This window comes from Flavobacterium frigidum, from assembly GCF_048286795.2.
On the sequence record NZ_JBLVPT020000023.1, the window covers coordinates 1 to 17,429 of the forward strand.

The 17,429-nt window shown below is 34.0% G+C and carries 13 protein-coding genes and 1 pseudogene; 12 read left to right on the plus strand and 2 right to left on the minus strand.

From position 1 onward, the window contains the following. Positions 1 to 506 precede the first annotated feature (506 nt). From thrS to ACNQGB_RS15315, 11 genes and pseudogenes are all read left to right on the plus strand, one after another. Positions 507 to 2,453, plus strand: a complete 1,947-nt coding sequence (gene thrS, locus ACNQGB_RS15265) for a threonine--tRNA ligase (RefSeq protein WP_417945902.1) — start codon at positions 507 to 509, stop codon at positions 2,451 to 2,453. Between the two features lie 16 nt (positions 2,454 to 2,469). After that, positions 2,470 to 3,018 (plus strand): annotated as a pseudogene (gene infC / locus ACNQGB_RS15270) (translation initiation factor IF-3); the annotation flags it as partial. 217 nt (positions 3,019 to 3,235) lie between these two features. Continuing rightward, on the plus strand, positions 3,236 to 3,433 hold the full coding sequence (gene rpmI / locus ACNQGB_RS15275) for a 50S ribosomal protein L35 (RefSeq protein ID WP_022827375.1): 198 nt from the start codon (positions 3,236 to 3,238) through the stop codon (positions 3,431 to 3,433). Positions 3,434 to 3,582: 149 nt separating this feature from the next. Then, positions 3,583 to 3,927 carry a 50S ribosomal protein L20 gene (gene rplT / locus ACNQGB_RS15280; RefSeq protein ID WP_099716008.1) on the plus strand — a complete coding sequence of 115 codons (345 nt, stop codon included), beginning with the start codon at positions 3,583 to 3,585 and terminating at the stop codon, positions 3,925 to 3,927. Between the two features lie 358 nt (positions 3,928 to 4,285). Beyond that, positions 4,286 to 6,019 (plus strand): tetratricopeptide repeat-containing sensor histidine kinase, encoded by a 1,734-nt coding sequence (locus tag ACNQGB_RS15285; protein ID WP_417945904.1) that lies wholly within the window; start codon positions 4,286 to 4,288, stop codon positions 6,017 to 6,019. Positions 6,020 to 6,167: 148 nt separating this feature from the next. After that, positions 6,168 to 7,901, plus strand: coding sequence for a tetratricopeptide repeat-containing sensor histidine kinase (locus ACNQGB_RS15290; protein ID WP_417945906.1), 1,734 nt, complete (start codon positions 6,168 to 6,170; stop codon positions 7,899 to 7,901). A 148-nt stretch (positions 7,902 to 8,049) separates the two neighbouring features. Further along, positions 8,050 to 9,783: a tetratricopeptide repeat-containing sensor histidine kinase gene (locus tag ACNQGB_RS15295; protein WP_417945908.1), complete on the plus strand. Its 1,734-nt coding sequence runs from the start codon at positions 8,050 to 8,052 to the stop codon at positions 9,781 to 9,783. An 11-nt stretch (positions 9,784 to 9,794) separates the two neighbouring features. Then, positions 9,795 to 10,463, plus strand: coding sequence for a DNA-binding transcriptional response regulator (locus ACNQGB_RS15300; RefSeq protein ID WP_417945910.1), 669 nt, complete (start codon positions 9,795 to 9,797; stop codon positions 10,461 to 10,463). A 189-nt stretch (positions 10,464 to 10,652) separates the two neighbouring features. Beyond that, positions 10,653 to 10,940: a hypothetical protein gene (locus ACNQGB_RS15305; RefSeq protein WP_417945912.1), complete on the plus strand. Its 288-nt coding sequence runs from the start codon at positions 10,653 to 10,655 to the stop codon at positions 10,938 to 10,940. A 246-nt stretch (positions 10,941 to 11,186) separates the two neighbouring features. Beyond that, positions 11,187 to 11,438, plus strand: coding sequence for a hypothetical protein (locus tag ACNQGB_RS15310; protein WP_417945914.1), 252 nt, complete (start codon positions 11,187 to 11,189; stop codon positions 11,436 to 11,438). Between the two features lie 458 nt (positions 11,439 to 11,896). Continuing rightward, complete coding sequence (locus ACNQGB_RS15315; protein ID WP_417945916.1) at positions 11,897 to 12,694, plus strand: endonuclease/exonuclease/phosphatase family protein; 798 nt, start codon at positions 11,897 to 11,899, stop codon at positions 12,692 to 12,694. A gap of 30 nt (positions 12,695 to 12,724) precedes the next feature. Here the strand turns inward: ACNQGB_RS15315 and ACNQGB_RS15320 are convergent, their stop codons facing one another. Both ACNQGB_RS15320 and ACNQGB_RS15325 read right to left on the minus strand, forming a co-directional pair. Beyond that, entirely contained in the window at positions 12,725 to 13,567 is an 843-nt protein-coding gene (locus ACNQGB_RS15320) for an isoaspartyl peptidase/L-asparaginase (protein ID WP_417945918.1), read from the minus strand. Positions 13,568 to 13,622: 55 nt separating this feature from the next. Then, the gene (locus ACNQGB_RS15325) at positions 13,623 to 14,495 is read right to left on the minus strand and encodes a cyanophycinase (RefSeq protein WP_417945920.1); all 873 of its coding nucleotides are present in this window, start codon (positions 14,493 to 14,495) and stop codon (positions 13,623 to 13,625) included. A 255-nt stretch (positions 14,496 to 14,750) separates the two neighbouring features. Here ACNQGB_RS15325 and cphA point away from each other — a divergent pair, with 255 nt between their 5' ends. After that, positions 14,751 to 17,375 carry a cyanophycin synthetase gene (gene cphA, locus ACNQGB_RS15330; RefSeq protein WP_417945922.1) on the plus strand — a complete coding sequence of 875 codons (2,625 nt, stop codon included), beginning with the start codon at positions 14,751 to 14,753 and terminating at the stop codon, positions 17,373 to 17,375. Positions 17,376 to 17,429: the final 54 nt, after the last annotated feature.

Consider the following 17,429-nt stretch of genomic DNA (forward strand, 5'->3'; position numbering starts at 1 on the left):
GCGGGTGCAAAAGTACCACCTTTATTCACTTCTACAAGCTTTTTATTTACTTTTTTTTGCCTTTTTCTTAACTTATGTTTTAAATCACTGTAAACGTGAATTTTGTAAGTATTTTTTTTTGAACCACAACACTCTATCAAAACGAATGAGCTGCGTTATCTCCAAAATTAGCGGTTGAATTTATACATAATCAACCGCATCGCAACTTTCTCTACCAATTGAATACCTAATTAAGACTGGATTTATTACTATTTTAAATGAATTGCAAATTATAAACCTACTCCCCTAGCCCCGATAGCAGTGAAAATACTTTTCTCTCGTTTCTTTAACGAGAGAAAAGATTGAAACGAATAGCGGGAAACAGCTCCTAAAAGAATCTTTTGCCCTTTACCTATATATAATGAGTACCAATCATGTTTTTGGTACTAATTGAAACAACAAACCTTCCTTATATATTGTATGTATTTTTGTAATGGTCTATATTTGCATTCTTAAAATAACAAACGATGATTAAGATTACTTTGCCCGACGGGTCAATTAAAGAGTTTGCTCCTGGGATTACTCCTATGGATGTTGCCAAGAGCATTAGCGAAGGATTTGCCAGAAATGTAATTTCGGCTTCTTTTGATGGTACAACTGTAGAAACCACAACTCCTTTGACGACGGACGGCAGTCTTATATTATATACCTGGAATGACGAAGGCGGAAAAAAAGCTTTTTGGCATTCGACTTCACATGTAATGGCGCAGGTTCTTGAGGAAATGTATCCTGGAATCAAACTAACATTAGGACCAGCAATATCCAATGGGTTTTATTATGATGTGGATTTTGAAGATCAGAAAATCACTGATGCTGATTTCAAAAAAATTGAGGATCGTGTTCTTGAAATATCAAGAGGAAAGCATGAGTTCAAACTGCGTCCTGTTTCTAAAGCAGAAGCTCTAGAACTATATAAGGATAACGTATACAAAACGGAACTGATTACCAATCTTGAGGATGGAACCATTACATTTTGCGATCATGATACCTTTACTGATTTATGTCGTGGTGGACATATTCCTAATACAGGAATCATCAAAGCGATGAAGGTTATGAGTGTTGCAGGAGCCTACTGGCGCGGTGATGAGAAAAACAAGCAGTTGACTCGTGTTTACGGCACATCCTTCCCTAAACAAAAAGATTTAACTGAATACCTAGGACTACTGGAAGAGGCAAAACGCCGTGATCACAGAAAACTAGGGAAAGAATTGGAATTGTTTGCGTTTTCACAAAAAGTAGGTGCAGGTTTACCATTATGGTTACCAAAAGGAGCAGCCTTAAGAGACAGACTAGAGCAGTTCTTGAAAAAAGCACAGAAAAAAGGCGGTTACGAGCAAGTAGTGACCCCGCATATTGGTCAAAAAGAATTGTATGTAACGTCAGGACATTATGCAAAATATGGCGCTGATAGTTTTCAACCTATAAGCACACCAGCTGAAGGAGAAGAATTTTTATTAAAACCAATGAACTGCCCGCATCACTGCGAAATTTACAATGTACGTCCTTGGTCATACAAAGATTTACCAAAGCGTTATGCTGAATTTGGTACTGTTTACCGATACGAACAAAGTGGTGAACTACATGGTTTAACACGTGTAAGAGGTTTTACTCAAGATGATGCGCATATCTTTTGTACACCAGAACAACTAGATGAAGAGTTTAAGAAAGTAATTGACTTGGTTCTTTATGTATTTGGTTCGTTAGGATTCGAAAACTTTACTGCTCAGATTTCATTGAGAGACAAAGAAAACAGAGATAAGTATATAGGTACAGACGAAAACTGGGAAAAAGCAGAAAATGCTATTATCAATGCTGCTGCAGATAAAGGTTTAAATACTGTAGTTGAATATGGCGAAGCCGCTTTCTATGGTCCAAAGTTAGATTTCATGGTAAAAGATGCCCTTGGAAGACAATGGCAATTAGGTACGATTCAGGTGGATTACAACTTACCAGAACGTTTTGATTTGACATATAAAGGATCTGATAACGAATTACATAGACCTGTAATGATTCACAGAGCTCCTTTTGGCTCAATGGAACGATTTATTGCAATTTTATTAGAACATACCGCAGGAAATTTCCCTCTTTGGCTAATGCCTGAACAGGCTATAATATTGTCTTTGAGTGAGAAATATGAAATATATGCGAAAAAAGTTTTAAATCTCCTAGAAAATCACGAAATTCGCGCCCTTGTAGACAATAGAAACGAGACAATCGGGAAGAAAATTAGAGATGCAGAAATGCAAAAAACCCCGTTTATGCTGATTGTAGGCGAGGAAGAAGAGAAAAATGGGACTATTTCTATACGTCGTCACGGACAAGAAGGAAAAGGAAATATCACCGTAACAATAGAAGAATTTGTAACTATTGTAAACGAAGAGATCAACAAAACATTAAAAGTATTTACAGTTTAACTTAAATTATAAAGTCATAGCAATAAGAAGCAACAGAGGTTACCAACCTCGCGTAGAAAAAAAAGATGCACACAGAATAAATAATCTTATTCGTGGTATACAAGAAGTAAGACTTGTAGGTGAAAATATTGAACCTGGAGTTTTTAAACTTTCGGAGGCTCTAAGACTAGCAGACCAATTTGAATTGGATCTAGTGGAGATTTCACCAAATGCTGATCCACCGGTTTGTAAAATCATGGATTATAAGAAATTTGTTTACGAGCAAAAGAAACGTGATAAAATCCTTAAAGCGAAATCTACGCAAGTAGTCGTTAAGGAAATTCGTTTTGGACCTCAAACAGATGAGCATGATTACGAATTTAAGAGAAAGAATGCTGAAAAGTTCTTGAAAGAAGGTGCAAAATTGAAAGCATTTGTTTTCTTTAAAGGACGTTCGATTATCTATAAAGATCAAGGTCAAATCTTATTGTTGAGATTAGCAACAGATCTTGAGGAATTTGGTAAAGTGGAAGCGATGCCAGTTCTTGAAGGAAAGAGAATGATTATGTTCATTGCTCCTAAGAAAGGTAAATCAACGCAATCACAGCCAAAAGCAAAGGAAAATCAACAAAAACCAGTTGTAAAAAATACAGGAGCTCAACCTGCTTCTGACGATAAAGAAACTGTATAGTAAGAAAGATTGCTTTGTACAATAGCATCATAAAAAATTTGATGAACGATAGCAGATAGCTTCGTTCCTCGCAAAGACAGTAAGTATGAATAAATTAAAACACTAGGAAAAAATGCCTAAAATGAAAACCAAATCTAGCGCCAAGAAACGTTTTAAAGTTACTGGTTCTGGAAAGATTAAAAGAAAGCATGCTTTTAAAAGTCACATTTTGACTAAAAAGTCTAAAAAACGTAAATTAGCTTTGACACACTCAGCGCTAGTTCACAAAACAGATATGAAAAGCATCAAACAACAATTAAGAATTATTTAATCCCCACCCCAGCCCTCCCCAAAGGAGAGGGAGAAGGAAAGGAAAAATACAATTCTTTAGGTTAAAACAATTTCAAATAACCTTGGAGTAGGGCCATTAAGTGCTTTTGATTAAATTCAGGCCGCCTGCTACAAAAAAAAGTAAAAATTATGCCAAGATCGGTAAATTCAGTTGCTAAAAGAGCAAGAAGAAAAAAAATAATGAAGCAAGCCAAAGGTTTCTTTGGTAGACGTAAAAACGTTTGGACAGTTGCTAAGAATGCGGTAGAGAAAGCAATGTGCTACGCTTACCGTGATAGAAAAGTGAATAAAAGAAATTTCCGTGCTTTATGGATTCAACGTATCAACGCTGGAGCTAGATTGGAAGGAATGTCTTATTCTCAATTCATCGGGAAATTGAAAGCTAACAATATCGAATTGAACCGTAAAGTTCTTGCCGATTTAGCAATGAATCATCCAGATGCTTTCAAAGCAATACTTAATAAAGTAAAATAAACGTTTTATAAACTCAATTTAGATTACTTACTGATATAGAGCCCCATCCGATTAGTCGTGATGGGGTTTTTGTTTTAATTGCCTCCTGCTAGTCCTAATATATTATTTAAAACATCCGAACAAAAGTGCAGCACATCTATTTACCTATCAGAAGAATGATTTGGCACCTGCATACTCCATAACCTCTTGGCATAGCTAAAGCTTAACAAACTTAGAGCAGTTCTAAAACTACATTCTAACTAATTAGTAATGAATTCAAAATAAACAAAGTACCTATTTCATTTGCAAATAAGAATTAATAATTACTAACTTGTTATTGACATAGCTTCCCATTAAAATAAAAACAGTATTTATAAAAATGACTCGTACCAAACTTTATCTTTCATTTACACTACTAATGTTATTTTTACTCTTGAATTCTTGTAAAAAAGAACAACAACCACAACAAATAGTTAAGAATCCTTGGAAAAGATCGAAAGCAGATCGAATTGAAACCGATAAGTATATAGATGCAGGAGAGATCTATTTCCAAAAACTAAATTACGATAGTGCTTATTACTGTAATGCAAAAGCTAAACTCTCAGCCGAGGTAAAAAGAGATACTTCTCGCATTATTTTATCGTTATTGAATCTAGCAAAAATTCATTATACACAATCGGATTACACTGGCGCTGAGACCACAGCAACTGAAATCTTATCATTACTTGAAAAAAACAAAGACCATGCTTACAATTATAATATAAACCTACTTTTAGGAAATATCTCAACTGTCACTTCAGAATATAACAATGCACTCCGCTATTACAAGAAAGCCTTAAAACTAAGAAAAACAACTGTTGATGAAAAAATAGACATACTACACAACATTGGTTGGGTATATATAGAAATGAAACAGTTCAAAAAGGCCGCTTACATATTTGAATACTTACTCACCAAAAAGGAAAGTTCGAATAATATAGAAGCATACACGCTAACATTAACACACCTGGGATTTTGCTATTTAGAATTAGGAAAACCTAAAGTGCTAGAATACTACTTAGAATCATTGCGTATAGCATTAAAAACTAATAATATTAGCAAAGTTAATACTTATGGAAAACTATCCATATACTACAAAAAAAAGGATTTTTCCATAGCAAATAACTATGCAGTATTGGGTTATAATGCTGCCACCACTCTTAGGATTCCAGATGATCGTTTAACTTGCTTGCAATTATTAATAGAACTCAATTCTGGTGCAACTGCTAAAAACTATGCGCTGCAATACCTTCATCTTAATGATAGCATCACCAAGGTTAGGCAAAGAGCCAAAAATCAATATGCTAAAATTAGATACGATTCGAAAAAAGAAAGGGAGGAAAACCTGCAACTTAAAGTACAAAAAATAGAGCAGGAAGCTACACAAAAAAAGAAAAATATCTTTTTCTACCTCATCGTGGGAACCATCACGGCAATAGGTATTGTAATTACGTATTTGCTTTTAGCCAAAAATAAACGTGAAAAAGTAAAAGCAACGTATGCCACTGAAATTCGGATTTCCAAAAAACTGCATGATGAGTTAGCCAATGATGTTTACCAAACCATGGCTTTTGCGGAAACTCAGGATTTATCGACCACACGAAATAAGGAAATACTACTCTCTAACCTGGATACTATTTACAGCAGGACAAGAAATATTTCAAAAGAAAACATCACCGTCGAAACTGGTCCAGCGTTCTTATCTGACTTTAAAGAAATGATGACTGATTTTAATACACATGAGGTGAATGTAATTGCAAATGGATTGGATGCAATCAATTGGTCGACACTCGATAGTAATATAAAAATCATACTCTATCGCGTTATCCAAGAATTGCTCGTGAACATGAAAAAATATAGTCAATGCAGTTTAGTACTACTAACTTTTAATCTAAAGGAAAAAAAACTACAAATAGACTATATGGATAACGGCATTGGGGCAACTGAAAACCAACTAAAATCTAAAAATGGACTTCAAAATGTGGAAAACCGTATTCTGGCTGTAAAAGGAAACATTAGTTTTGACACTAGTCCAAATAAAGGATTTAAAGTGCAAATTGTCATCCCTACATAAATTTGCTTTTTTGTATTTAAAACCACTCCATCCCCTGAATTAATAAGAATAATTCCGTTATATTTGTCTGACACAGCAAGGTTCTATCCTACTATATTTTCTGGAGAGGTAACCTTTATGTACTACTAAATTCTTGCTTTTCCGACAAATGACTCGTACCAAACTTTATCTTTCATTTACACTACTAACGTTATTGTTACTCTTGAATTCTTGTCAAAAAGAACAACCGCAACAACGAATAGTTAAGAATCCTTGGAAAAGATCGAAAGCAGATCGAATTGAAACCGATAAGTATATAGATGCAGGAGATGTCTATTTCCAAAAACTAAATTATGATAGTGCTTATTACTGTAATGCAAAAGCTAAACTCTCAGCCGAGGTAAAAAGAGATACTTCTCGTATTATTCTATCGTTATTAAATTTAGCAAAAATTCATTATCTACAATCCGATTACACTGGCGCTGAGACCACAGCAACTGAAATCTTACCATTACTTGAAAAAAACAAAGACCATGCTTACAATTATAATATAAACCTACTTTTAGGAAATACCTCAACTGCTACTTTAGATTACAAAAATTCACTCCGTTATTATAATAAAGCCTTAAAACTAAAAAAAACAACTGCTGATGAAAAAATAGACATACTACACAACATTGGTTGGGTATATCTAGAAATGAAACAGTTCAAAAAGGCCGCTTACATATTTGAATACTTACTCACCAAAAAAGAAAGTTCGAATAATATAGAACCCTACACGTTAACATTAACAAACTTGGGAAATTGTTATTTAAAATTAGGAAAACCTAAAGTGCTAGAATACTATTTAAAATCGTTGCGTATAGCATTAAAGACCAATAATCGCAGTAAGATTTACACCTATAAAACTCTATCAAGGTACTACAAAACAAAGGATTTTACCCTAGCCAAAAACTACGCTGTACTAAGTTATAAAGTTGCTACTTCGCTTAGGATTCCAGAAGTTCGTTTGGAATGTCTGCAATTATTAATAGAACTAAATACTGGTGCAACCGCTAAAAATTATGCGCTGCAATACCTTCATCTTAATGATAGCATCACCAAGGTTAGGCAAAAAGCCAAAAATCAGTATGCTAAAATTAGATACGATTCAAAAAAAGAAAGGGAGGAAAACTTGCAACTCAAAGTACAGAAAATAGAGCAAGAAGCTACTCAAAAAAAGAAAAATATCTTTCTATACCTCATTGTGGGAACCATTACAGTAATAGGTATTGTAATTACGTATTTGCTTTTGGCCAAAAATAAACGCGAAAAAGTAAAGGCAACGTATGCCACGGAGATTCGGATTTCGAAAAAACTGCATGATGAGTTAGCCAACGATGTCTACCAAACTATGGCTTTTGCAGAAACTCAGGATTTATCGACAACACGAAATAAAGAAATACTACTCTCTAACCTTGATACTATTTACAGCAGGACTAGAAATATTTCAAAAGAAAACATCACCGTCGAAACTGGTCCAGCGTTCTTGTCTGACTTTAAAGAAATGATGACTGATTTTAATACACATGAGGTGAATGTAATTGCAAATGGATTGGATGCAATCAATTGGTCGACACTCGATAGTAATATAAAAATCATACTCTATCGCGTTATCCAAGAACTGCTTGTGAACATGAAAAAATATAGTCAATGCAGTTTAGTACTACTAACTTTTAATCTAAAGGAAAAAAAACTACAAATAAACTATATGGATAACGGCATCGGAGCAACCGAAAACCAAATAAAATCTAAAAATGGACTTCAAAATGTGGAAAACCGTATTCTGGCTGTAAAAGGAAACATTAATTTTGACATTAGTCCAAATAAAGGATTTAAAGTGCAAATTGTCATCCCAACATAAATTTGCTTTTTTGTTTTTAAAACCACTCCATCCCCTGAATTAATATTAATAATTCCGTTATATTTGTCTGACACAGCAAGGTTCTATCCTACTATATTTTCTGGAGAGGTAACCTTTATGTACTACTAAATTCTTGCTTTTCCGACAAATGACTCGTACCAAACTTTATCTTTCTATTACACTACTAACGCTATTGTTGCTCTTGAATTCTTGTAAAAAAGAACAACAACCAAATCAAATAGTAAAGAATCATTGGAAAAGATCGAAAGCAGATCGAATTGAAACCGATAAGTATATAGATGCAGCAGATATCTATTTACAAAAACTAAATTACGATAGTTCGTACTACTATTATTCCAAAGCAAAATTTGCAGCTGAAACAAAAAAAGATACTTCACGAATTATTTTATCCTTAATAAAATTAGCAGATATCCATTATATACAATCCGATTACACAGGTGCTGAAACTACAGCAACAGTAATTATACCGCTACTCGAAAAAAAGAAAGATCATCCCTATAATTTTGAACTAAATCTGCTTTTAGGAAATATCTCAACTGCTACTGTAGATTATAAAAATGCTCTCAGCTATTACAATAAAGCCTTAAGACTAAAAAAAACAACTTCCGATGAAAAAGTAAAAATATTACATAATATTGGATGGGCATATCTAGAAATGAAACAGTTCAAAAAGGCTGCTTACATATTTGAATACTTACTCACCCAAAAAGAAAGTACAAATAATGTAGAAGTCTGTACGCTAATATTAACAAACTTGGGATTTTGTTATTTAGAATTAGGTAAACCTAAAGCATTAGAATACTATTTAAAATCGTTGCGTATAGCATTAAAAACTAATAATATCAGTAAGATTTACACCTATAAGTCTCTATCAGGGTACTATAAAACAAAGGATCTTGGCATAGCAAATAACTATGCAGTATTGGGTTATAATGCTGCTACCACTCTTAGGATTCCCGAAGAACGTTTGGTCTTCCTACAATTATTAATAGAACTCAATTCGGGTGCAAACGCTAAAAAATATGCGCTGCAATACCTTCACATTAATGATAGCATCACCAAGGTTAGGCAAAGAGCCAAAAATCAGTATGCTAAAATTAGATATGATTCGAAAAAGGAAAGAGAAGAAAACTTGCAACTCAAGGTACAGAAAATAGAGCAAGAAGCTACTCAAAAAAAGAAAAATATCTTTCTCTACCTTATCGTGGGAACCATCACGGCAATAGGTATTGTAATTACGTATTTGCTTTTAGCCAAAAATAAACGAGAAAAATTAAAAGCAACATATGCCACGGAGATTCGGATTTCGAAAAAACTACATGATGAGTTAGCCAATGATGTATACCAAACCATGGCTTTTGCGGAAACTCAGGATTTATCGACCACTCGAAATAAGGAAATACTACTCTCTAACCTAGATACTATTTACAGCAGGACAAGAAACATTTCAAAAGAAAACATCTCCGTCGAAACTGGTTCAGCGTTCTTGTCTGACTTTAAAGAAATGATGACTGATTTTAATACACATGAGGTGAATGTAATTGCAAATGGATTGGAAGCAATCAATTGGTCGACACTCGATAGTAATGTAAAAATTATACTCTATCGCGTTATCCAAGAATTGCTTGTGAACATGAAAAAATATAGTCAATGCAGTTTAGCACTACTAACTTTTGATCTAAAGGAAAAAAAACTACAAATAGACTATATGGATAACGGTATCGGAGCAACTGAAAACCAAATAAAATCTAAAAATGGACTTCAAAATGTGGAAAACCGTATTCTAGCTGTAAAAGGAAACATTAGTTTTGACACTAGTCCAAACAAAGGATTTAAAGTGCGCTTTACAATTCCAATATAACACTTGATTATATGTTCCAAAAAGTATTAATAGCCGAGGATTTAGACAGCATCAGTATCGCTGTAGTTCAAGCGTTACAAGCAATTTCAATCTCCGATATTTATCATGCTAAATACTGTGATGATGCTTTAGTAAAAATAAAAAAAGCAATTCATGACAATGCGCCTTATGATTTATTAATTAGTGATTTATCATTCAAAGCTGATCATAGAGAAAATAAGCTAGTCTCAGGAGAAGAATTGATTGAAGCCGTAAAAAAAATACAACCTGATATCAAAACTATCGTATTCTCTATAGAAGATAAATCCTTTAGAATCAAATCTCTTTTTAATACGTTGAAAATCAATGCTTACATATCAAAAGGTAGAGATAGTATTCCTGAGTTGCAAAACGCAATTCAGCGAATTTATAATCATAAAGATGTCAAGCCAACTGTAGCAATTGCTCATGCTTTGAGAGACAACTCCCTTTTCGAAATTGAATCCTATGATATTACGTTATTAAAATCATTATCAAATGGTTTGACTCTTGATGAAATTTCAACTAATTTCAAAAGTACGGGAATTGTTCCAAATGGAAGTAGCAGTCTGGAGAAACGAATCAACAGATTAAAAATATATTTTAAAGCCAATAATAATGTTCATCTTATCGCTATCACAAAAGATTTAGGTCTAATTTGAGCTTTTTAACCCTTCAAATAAACGAGATACTGCTCAACAAATGCAGTAGTATTAAATCCAAAAAAATTACCTTTTAAAGAATTTAATCTTGCTGGTTTTTAAAAATAATTTTGTCTTTTACGGTTTCCCGTAAAATAATGATTTGTAAAGCAATTAAGTTTGACAATTGAAACTCCAAATCAACTTAAAATGGCAAATTTTACAAGAGAAGACTTAGCATTTAATGGCTATTCTCAAACAACAAATACTGCAGAATATTTTAATGCTAATGATTCTTCTGAAAGGACTTACATAGACAAAACAGAGGAGTTCGAAGTAATCGATTTCTGCAATCAGTTTTTAAAAAAATATAAAGTTCCTCAAACCAGAGCAAGTTTTCAAAAAGTTGAAAGTTTTTTACAACATCCAGCTTTAGAAAATGAAGTCTACCAAGTTCAACTACACGATTGGATAGCAAGCAACTGGGTAAAAATATAACCGTATATATTTCAAATAAAAAAAATCAATACGGTACTACATCCTATGATTTCAAAAAAGGAGATTGTCACAAGCTATTTTTATTTTAGGGTTTAGGGTTTTACCGATTGGTATGCCCTTAATCAGTGAACTTTTTGGTACCGAAAATCAATTTAGGTTATGAATAGCTACTGTACCAATTATGAAGTTAGTACTTCAGAAAACGAAGAATACTGGTAATAACTCATCTATTCGCACAACAATAAAATGAAAAAAATTACTCTTGTTGGTCTATTGTTATTTATATCATTATTTGCATATACTTCAAAAATGCAATCCATAAAACAGAAGGATGTATTAAATAAATATCAGCCTAATAAAAATGAACTGCTCATTAATAGCAGTCCGAATCGATTAAAAAAATATGTTGAACCAATAGAAAGCACCTCAATCAATACTAGGAAACAACAACCAGCAAAACATTTTTCACGAAATCGAAAAGGAAAATTAACAATTTAAGATGAACTGATACAACTGTTTTTTAGTGCAATCTTTGTATTTCTTTCCTTAAAAATAAAAAAATTATGTTTTTTAAAGTCCGTTTTTCGCAACAATAAATCTATGTAGTCGTTTCTCGTTTTAAAATCTAATGTATTGTTCTCTTTTCACATGGCAATCATTATACTGGGATCTTTATTCCTAATTTATTTAGTTTATAAAATTTTGACTCGAAAATAAAGCAACACATTTAGTCTTTATTCTGATTCGTGCAATTATATAGTAATTAGGTATAACTTAAAAAAGGTTCTTGATTGTTTTGGAGATATTTCACTATTTTTGCTAATCAATAGACAATCGATAAGAACCAATAATTTGTCAAGCCTACTAACACAGTTTCGCTCAAGTCACTTATAGTAGTTAATTCTACCATAGCAATCACTCTTAACCAAAAACCTAAAAATATCTTCTCCCAACAATTGAAATTTCTTCTATCCTTTTTACTCTTTTACTCCTTTGGGTTCTCCCAAATTAAGCTCCTTTCTTGGAATATTGAAAATTTAGGTCAATCAAAATCAAATCAAGAAATTATACTCATTGCCAACATTGTACGTGATTTTGATATCATCGTCATTCAGGAAGTCGTGGCGGGATATGGTGGCGCACAAGCTGTGGCCCGATTAGCGGATGAACTCAATCGTAAAGGGTCAAAATGGAATTATACAGTAAGTGATCCTACTAGCAGCAGTGCATACAAAACAGAACGATATGCGTTTATTTGGAAAACCAGCAAATTAAAAAAGATTGGCAACGCTTGGCTGGAAAAAAAATACCATTTCGAGATAGACAGAGAACCCTATTTTTGTACATTTCAATATGAAAACAAACAATTTACTGTCGTTAATTTTCATGCCATCACAAAAAAACGACAACCTGAAACTGAAATAAAATACTTTAAGTTTTTACCTTATGAATATCCTAATTTAAACCTGTTATTTGCTGGCGATTTCAACTGCCCACAATCACACAGTGTTTTTAATCCATTGAAAAAAATGGGATATAAATCGATTTTGGTCAATCAGAAAACTTCCTTGAAAAAAGAATGCAAAGAAGGTAAATGTCTTGCGTCTGAATTTGACAATGTATATTATAAAACTTCAGAAATTAATTTCTTAAAATCAGGAATTATCCCTTTTCATAGTGCTTTTGCAACCCTAAAAGAAGCGCGAATTCTATCCGATCACATTCCTATTTGGTTTGAATTCTCCCTAAAATAATTGTAGAAATAAAAAGTAATTCTCTTTAGATTAGTCAAAAACTTCTAGCTTTTCACCATCAAAACTAGCAAAAACCATACTGGGATGGGAATCTCGATGAAACACATTTCCTTTACTATCAATTGCTATGGCTCCCGCAAAACCATCAAACGGTTTTAACTCGTCAAAAGTTTTCATAAAAGCTTCTTGTAAAGTGAATCCGTCTGTAACTCGGGTCACTATTTTTGTCGCAGTAGCATTACTCACAATATCTTCGCCTACTCCAGTCAAGCTTACACCACAAAATTCATTAGCATAATTTCCGGCTACAGTAGCTGAATCTGAGATGCGTCCCGGAATTTCAAAACCCTTTCCTCCTGTTGAAGTTGCAACAGCAATTTTTCCTTTCGAGTCTAAAACAACACAACCTACTGTTCCCGTCCCAAATGTTTTCAATTTCGCCTCATATTCGGCCCTACGCTGCGGAATCTCAGTAGAAAAAGGTTCAAAACCATTCTTTCTTGCAAAATGTGTGGCTCCACTACCTCCTAAAATCCTATCATCATATTGCATTAATATTTGAGCCACTTGCACGGGGTTTTTTACCTCTTCAATATTGATAACGCCACTCATTTTCTGAGTTGCTCCATCCATGATTGCAGCACTCATCCTAATTTTTCCATCACTTTGAATTTGGGAACCCATACCTGCATTAAACAATTCATCATCTTCCAAAAGCGTAACTGCATAAACAACAGTTTCTACTGCTGAATGGGTTTCTAGAAAAGTATAGGACAATTTCACAATACGTTCTAAGGCATTTTGTTTGGCTATCTTAGTTTCAATATTAGTCGAAGATTCCGAAAAAAAACCTCCATGTAGGATTACTTTCATACTGTTTAGAGTTCCGTTTATACGTTTAAATGTGCAATGAAAAAGATACTATGTTTTATACGTAGTGCGAAGATTGAATGTGCATTTTATGCGTTTCGAGATTGTAGGTATCAAATTTACTCATTACGTGCGTTACTAAATGAGAAATCGAGATGGGCTGCCCTAATTCGACTTTAGTTAAATTCGTATCTTTTATTTCACGACCATCTACTAAAATAACTAATCCAGATCCGATGGCTTCCATTTGAGTATTGTGGGTAATTAATAAACCTGTATCCTCTCCAAGACCTATTCCTAAAACTCTTGGATTACCCACGACAGCTTGAAAAAGCCTTCCAATTCTGCCTCGTTGTACAAAATGAGTGTCGATAATTACACCATCAATCAACCCTAAACCACTTGAAATTTTTACTTCACCTTTCAATAAAGCCTCGGAGCTACTGCCTTGATAAATCATTGTATTAGAGGCTGCAGCCGCTCCTGCTGATGTACCAGCATAAATAAATTCCTCATTGTGATACTTATCCAGTAAAATATCATGAAAAGCTGTTCCTCCAAGGATAGAAGTCAATCGCAATTGATCTCCACCTGTAAACATTACAATATCAGCTGCTTTTAATCGAGTCAAAACTTCTTCGTCAGCGGCTTGCTCACGTCTTTCGATTGTAAGGATGCCAACATTCTTTGCATTCAAATATTCAAATGCCTTTACATATTCTGGACCTATTTCTTTTGGGATGATCGAAGCAGTGGTGACTACTTCAATTCTTGATTGCTCTTTATGCTTGGATTCGTTTAGTATTCGCTTTAAAATACCCGTCTCAAAAAAGTTTAAATTGTTTTTAGCAATTTTATCAAAATCGGTTTCGGTAAAACTCCCTTTATCTACTGCACCGCCTATTATTATAAGTTTTCCTAATATATTCATTTGACAAAAATAACTAAAAAGTTAAAAGAAGCACTTGTACTTTTTCGTTTTTTTAAGTTTTAAACCTTTAAAATCAAAAGATATTGAAAAAAATAAATTTTGTTTTAGTCCTATAAAGCAATATATTCGATTTATTAAAATGAAATTTTAAAATTCTGGTCAGCATCTTGTAAATCCCGATAAATCTTCATTTTAATTTTTTAAATTCTAGCCAAACAAAAACCAATTTCAATATACAATTAATAGTTTCATTTTATGAAAATCATCAAAATACAAGCACTTCGCGGACCAAATATCTGGAGCATTCGTAGAAAAAAATTAATCCAAATGCGTTTGGATTTAGAAGAAATGGAACAGTTTCCCACCAATAAAATCGAGGGATTTAGAGAACGAATCGAGACTATGTTTCCCTCACTGATTGAGCATCGCTGCTCTGAAGGATGTCGTGGCGGATTTTTTTCTAGAGTAGAACGTGGTACTTGGATGGGACATGTCATTGAGCACATTGCCCTAGAAATACAGTCTCTAGCTGGAATGGAAACGGGATTTGGTAGAACTAGAGAAACTAAAACACTTGGAACTTATAATGTAGTGTTTAGCTATACCGAAGAAAATGTAGGGCTTTTTGCTGCGGAATCTTCAGTCGCAATTGCTGAAGCCTTAATCGCAGGAACTGATTATGATTTGAATGCCGACTTACAGAAAATGCGCGAAATACGGGAACGTGTTCGGCTTGGGCCAAGTACCGGAAGTATAGTAGAAGAAGCGGTTTCTAGAGATATTCCTTGGATACGATTGGGAACAAATTCATTAGTACAACTGGGATATGGGATCAATCAAATGCGTTTTCAAGCTACCATTACCTGTAAAACAAGTAGTATCGCTGTTGATATCGCATGCAATAAAGAACTTACCAAAAAAATGTTGGATATGGCATCGATTCCTGTTGCCAGCGGAAGCATTTGTGTAAACGAAGACGATTTGGCAGAGACCATAAAAAAAATTGGCTACCCAATCGTGTTAAAACCATTGGATGGAAATCACGGAAAAGGAGCTTCTATCAATGTTACAAATTGGGAAGATGCGGTTTCTGGTTTGGCTTTCGCCAAAGAATACAGCAAACGCATCATTGTAGAAAAATTTATTACGGGATTCGACTATAGAATATTGGTCATTGACAACAAATTAGTTGCTGCGGCAAAGCGAGTTCCTGCTCATGTAGTTGGTGACGGAACAGCTACTATTCAAGAATTAATTACTACCACAAACTTAGATCCTAGAAGAGGGTATGGTCATGAAAATGTACTGACTCAAATTGATGTTGATCGTGACACTGAAGATTTACTAGAAAAACTAGGCTATACCTTAGCAACCATTCCTAAAATTGGTGAAATTGTATTCCTAAAATCTACAGCAAACTTAAGTACTGGAGGCACATCAGTTGATGTTACTGATATGATGCACCCAGAGAATATTTTTCTTGCTGAACGTATTTCAAGAGTCATAGGGCTTGATGTGTGTGGAGTCGATATAATGGCCGAAAATTTGACACAACCATTAAAGGAAAACGGAGGCGTTATCCTAGAAGTCAATGCAGCTCCTGGTTTTAGAATGCACCTTGCTCCCTCTGAAGGTTTACCAAGAAATGTAGCGGCTCCGGTAATCGATATGCTGTATCCTCCGGGAAAATCGTGTCGAATTCCTATTATTGCCGTTACAGGAACCAATGGAAAAACTACTACTACCCGACTTTTAGCACATATTGTAAAAAATAATGGTTTTAAGGTCGGATTCACTACTTCTGATGGGATTTACATTCAAAATCACATGATGGAAAAAGGCGATACTACTGGACCACTAAGCGCAGAGTACATTTTGAAAGATCCAACGGTAGAATTTGCTGTTCTGGAAACTGCCAGAGGCGGAATCCTGCGATCTGGTTTGGGTTTTAGTCTATGTGATATTGGAGTTATTACTAACATTCAAGAAGACCATTTGGGTTTAAATGACATTCATACCTTAGATGATTTAGCGAGAGTAAAAGCTACTGTAGTAAAAAGTATCAAGAAAAATGGTTGGGCAGTTTTAAACGGAGACGATGAGCATTGTATAAAAATAGGTCAAGATTTGAATTGTAATGTCGCTTACTTTAGTTTGAGCGAAGACAATGAATTTATCAAAAAACTATGTGCCGAAGGAAAAACAGTTGCCGTTTATGAAAATGGATATATTACCATCAAGAAAGGGGAATGGAAAATCCGAATTGAACGCGCCAGTCACGTTCCACTAACATTAGGAGGAAAAGCTAAATTCATGATTGCAAATGTACTTGCTGCCACTTTGGCAAGTTATTTATGGGGATTTAAAACCGAAGATATTAGCTTATCGTTGCAAACTTTCATTCCAAGTGCAGCACAAACTCCTGGACGTATGAATATATTTGAGTTTAAAAAATTCAAAGTATTAATTGATTTTGCTCACAATGCCTCTGGTTATGCAGGTGTTGAAGACTATTTGCAAAGTGTGCAAGCCACGAAAAAAATTGGAATTATTGCTGGAGTTGGTGACCGTCGTGATGAAGATATTAAAGAATGTGCAAAAATTGCAGGACGCATGTTTGATCATATTATCATACGACAAGAAAAACACTTAAGAGGTAGAACAGAAGCTGAGATTAATAAATTATTACTTGAGGGAATATCAGAGTCTGGCAGACCCATTACTCACGAAATCATTCCCAAAGAAGTTGAAGCTATTAAACATGCAATCAATAGCGCCGAAGAAGGAAGCTTTATCACTGCATTGAGCGATGTTGTTACAAATGCGATCGAAATTGTACAAGAATATTTAGACAAAGAAAACGAGAATGGGATCGTCTAATTTTTTTCAATAAATAACAAAAGCTACTGTAACAAGTAGTTTTTGTTTGTTTTT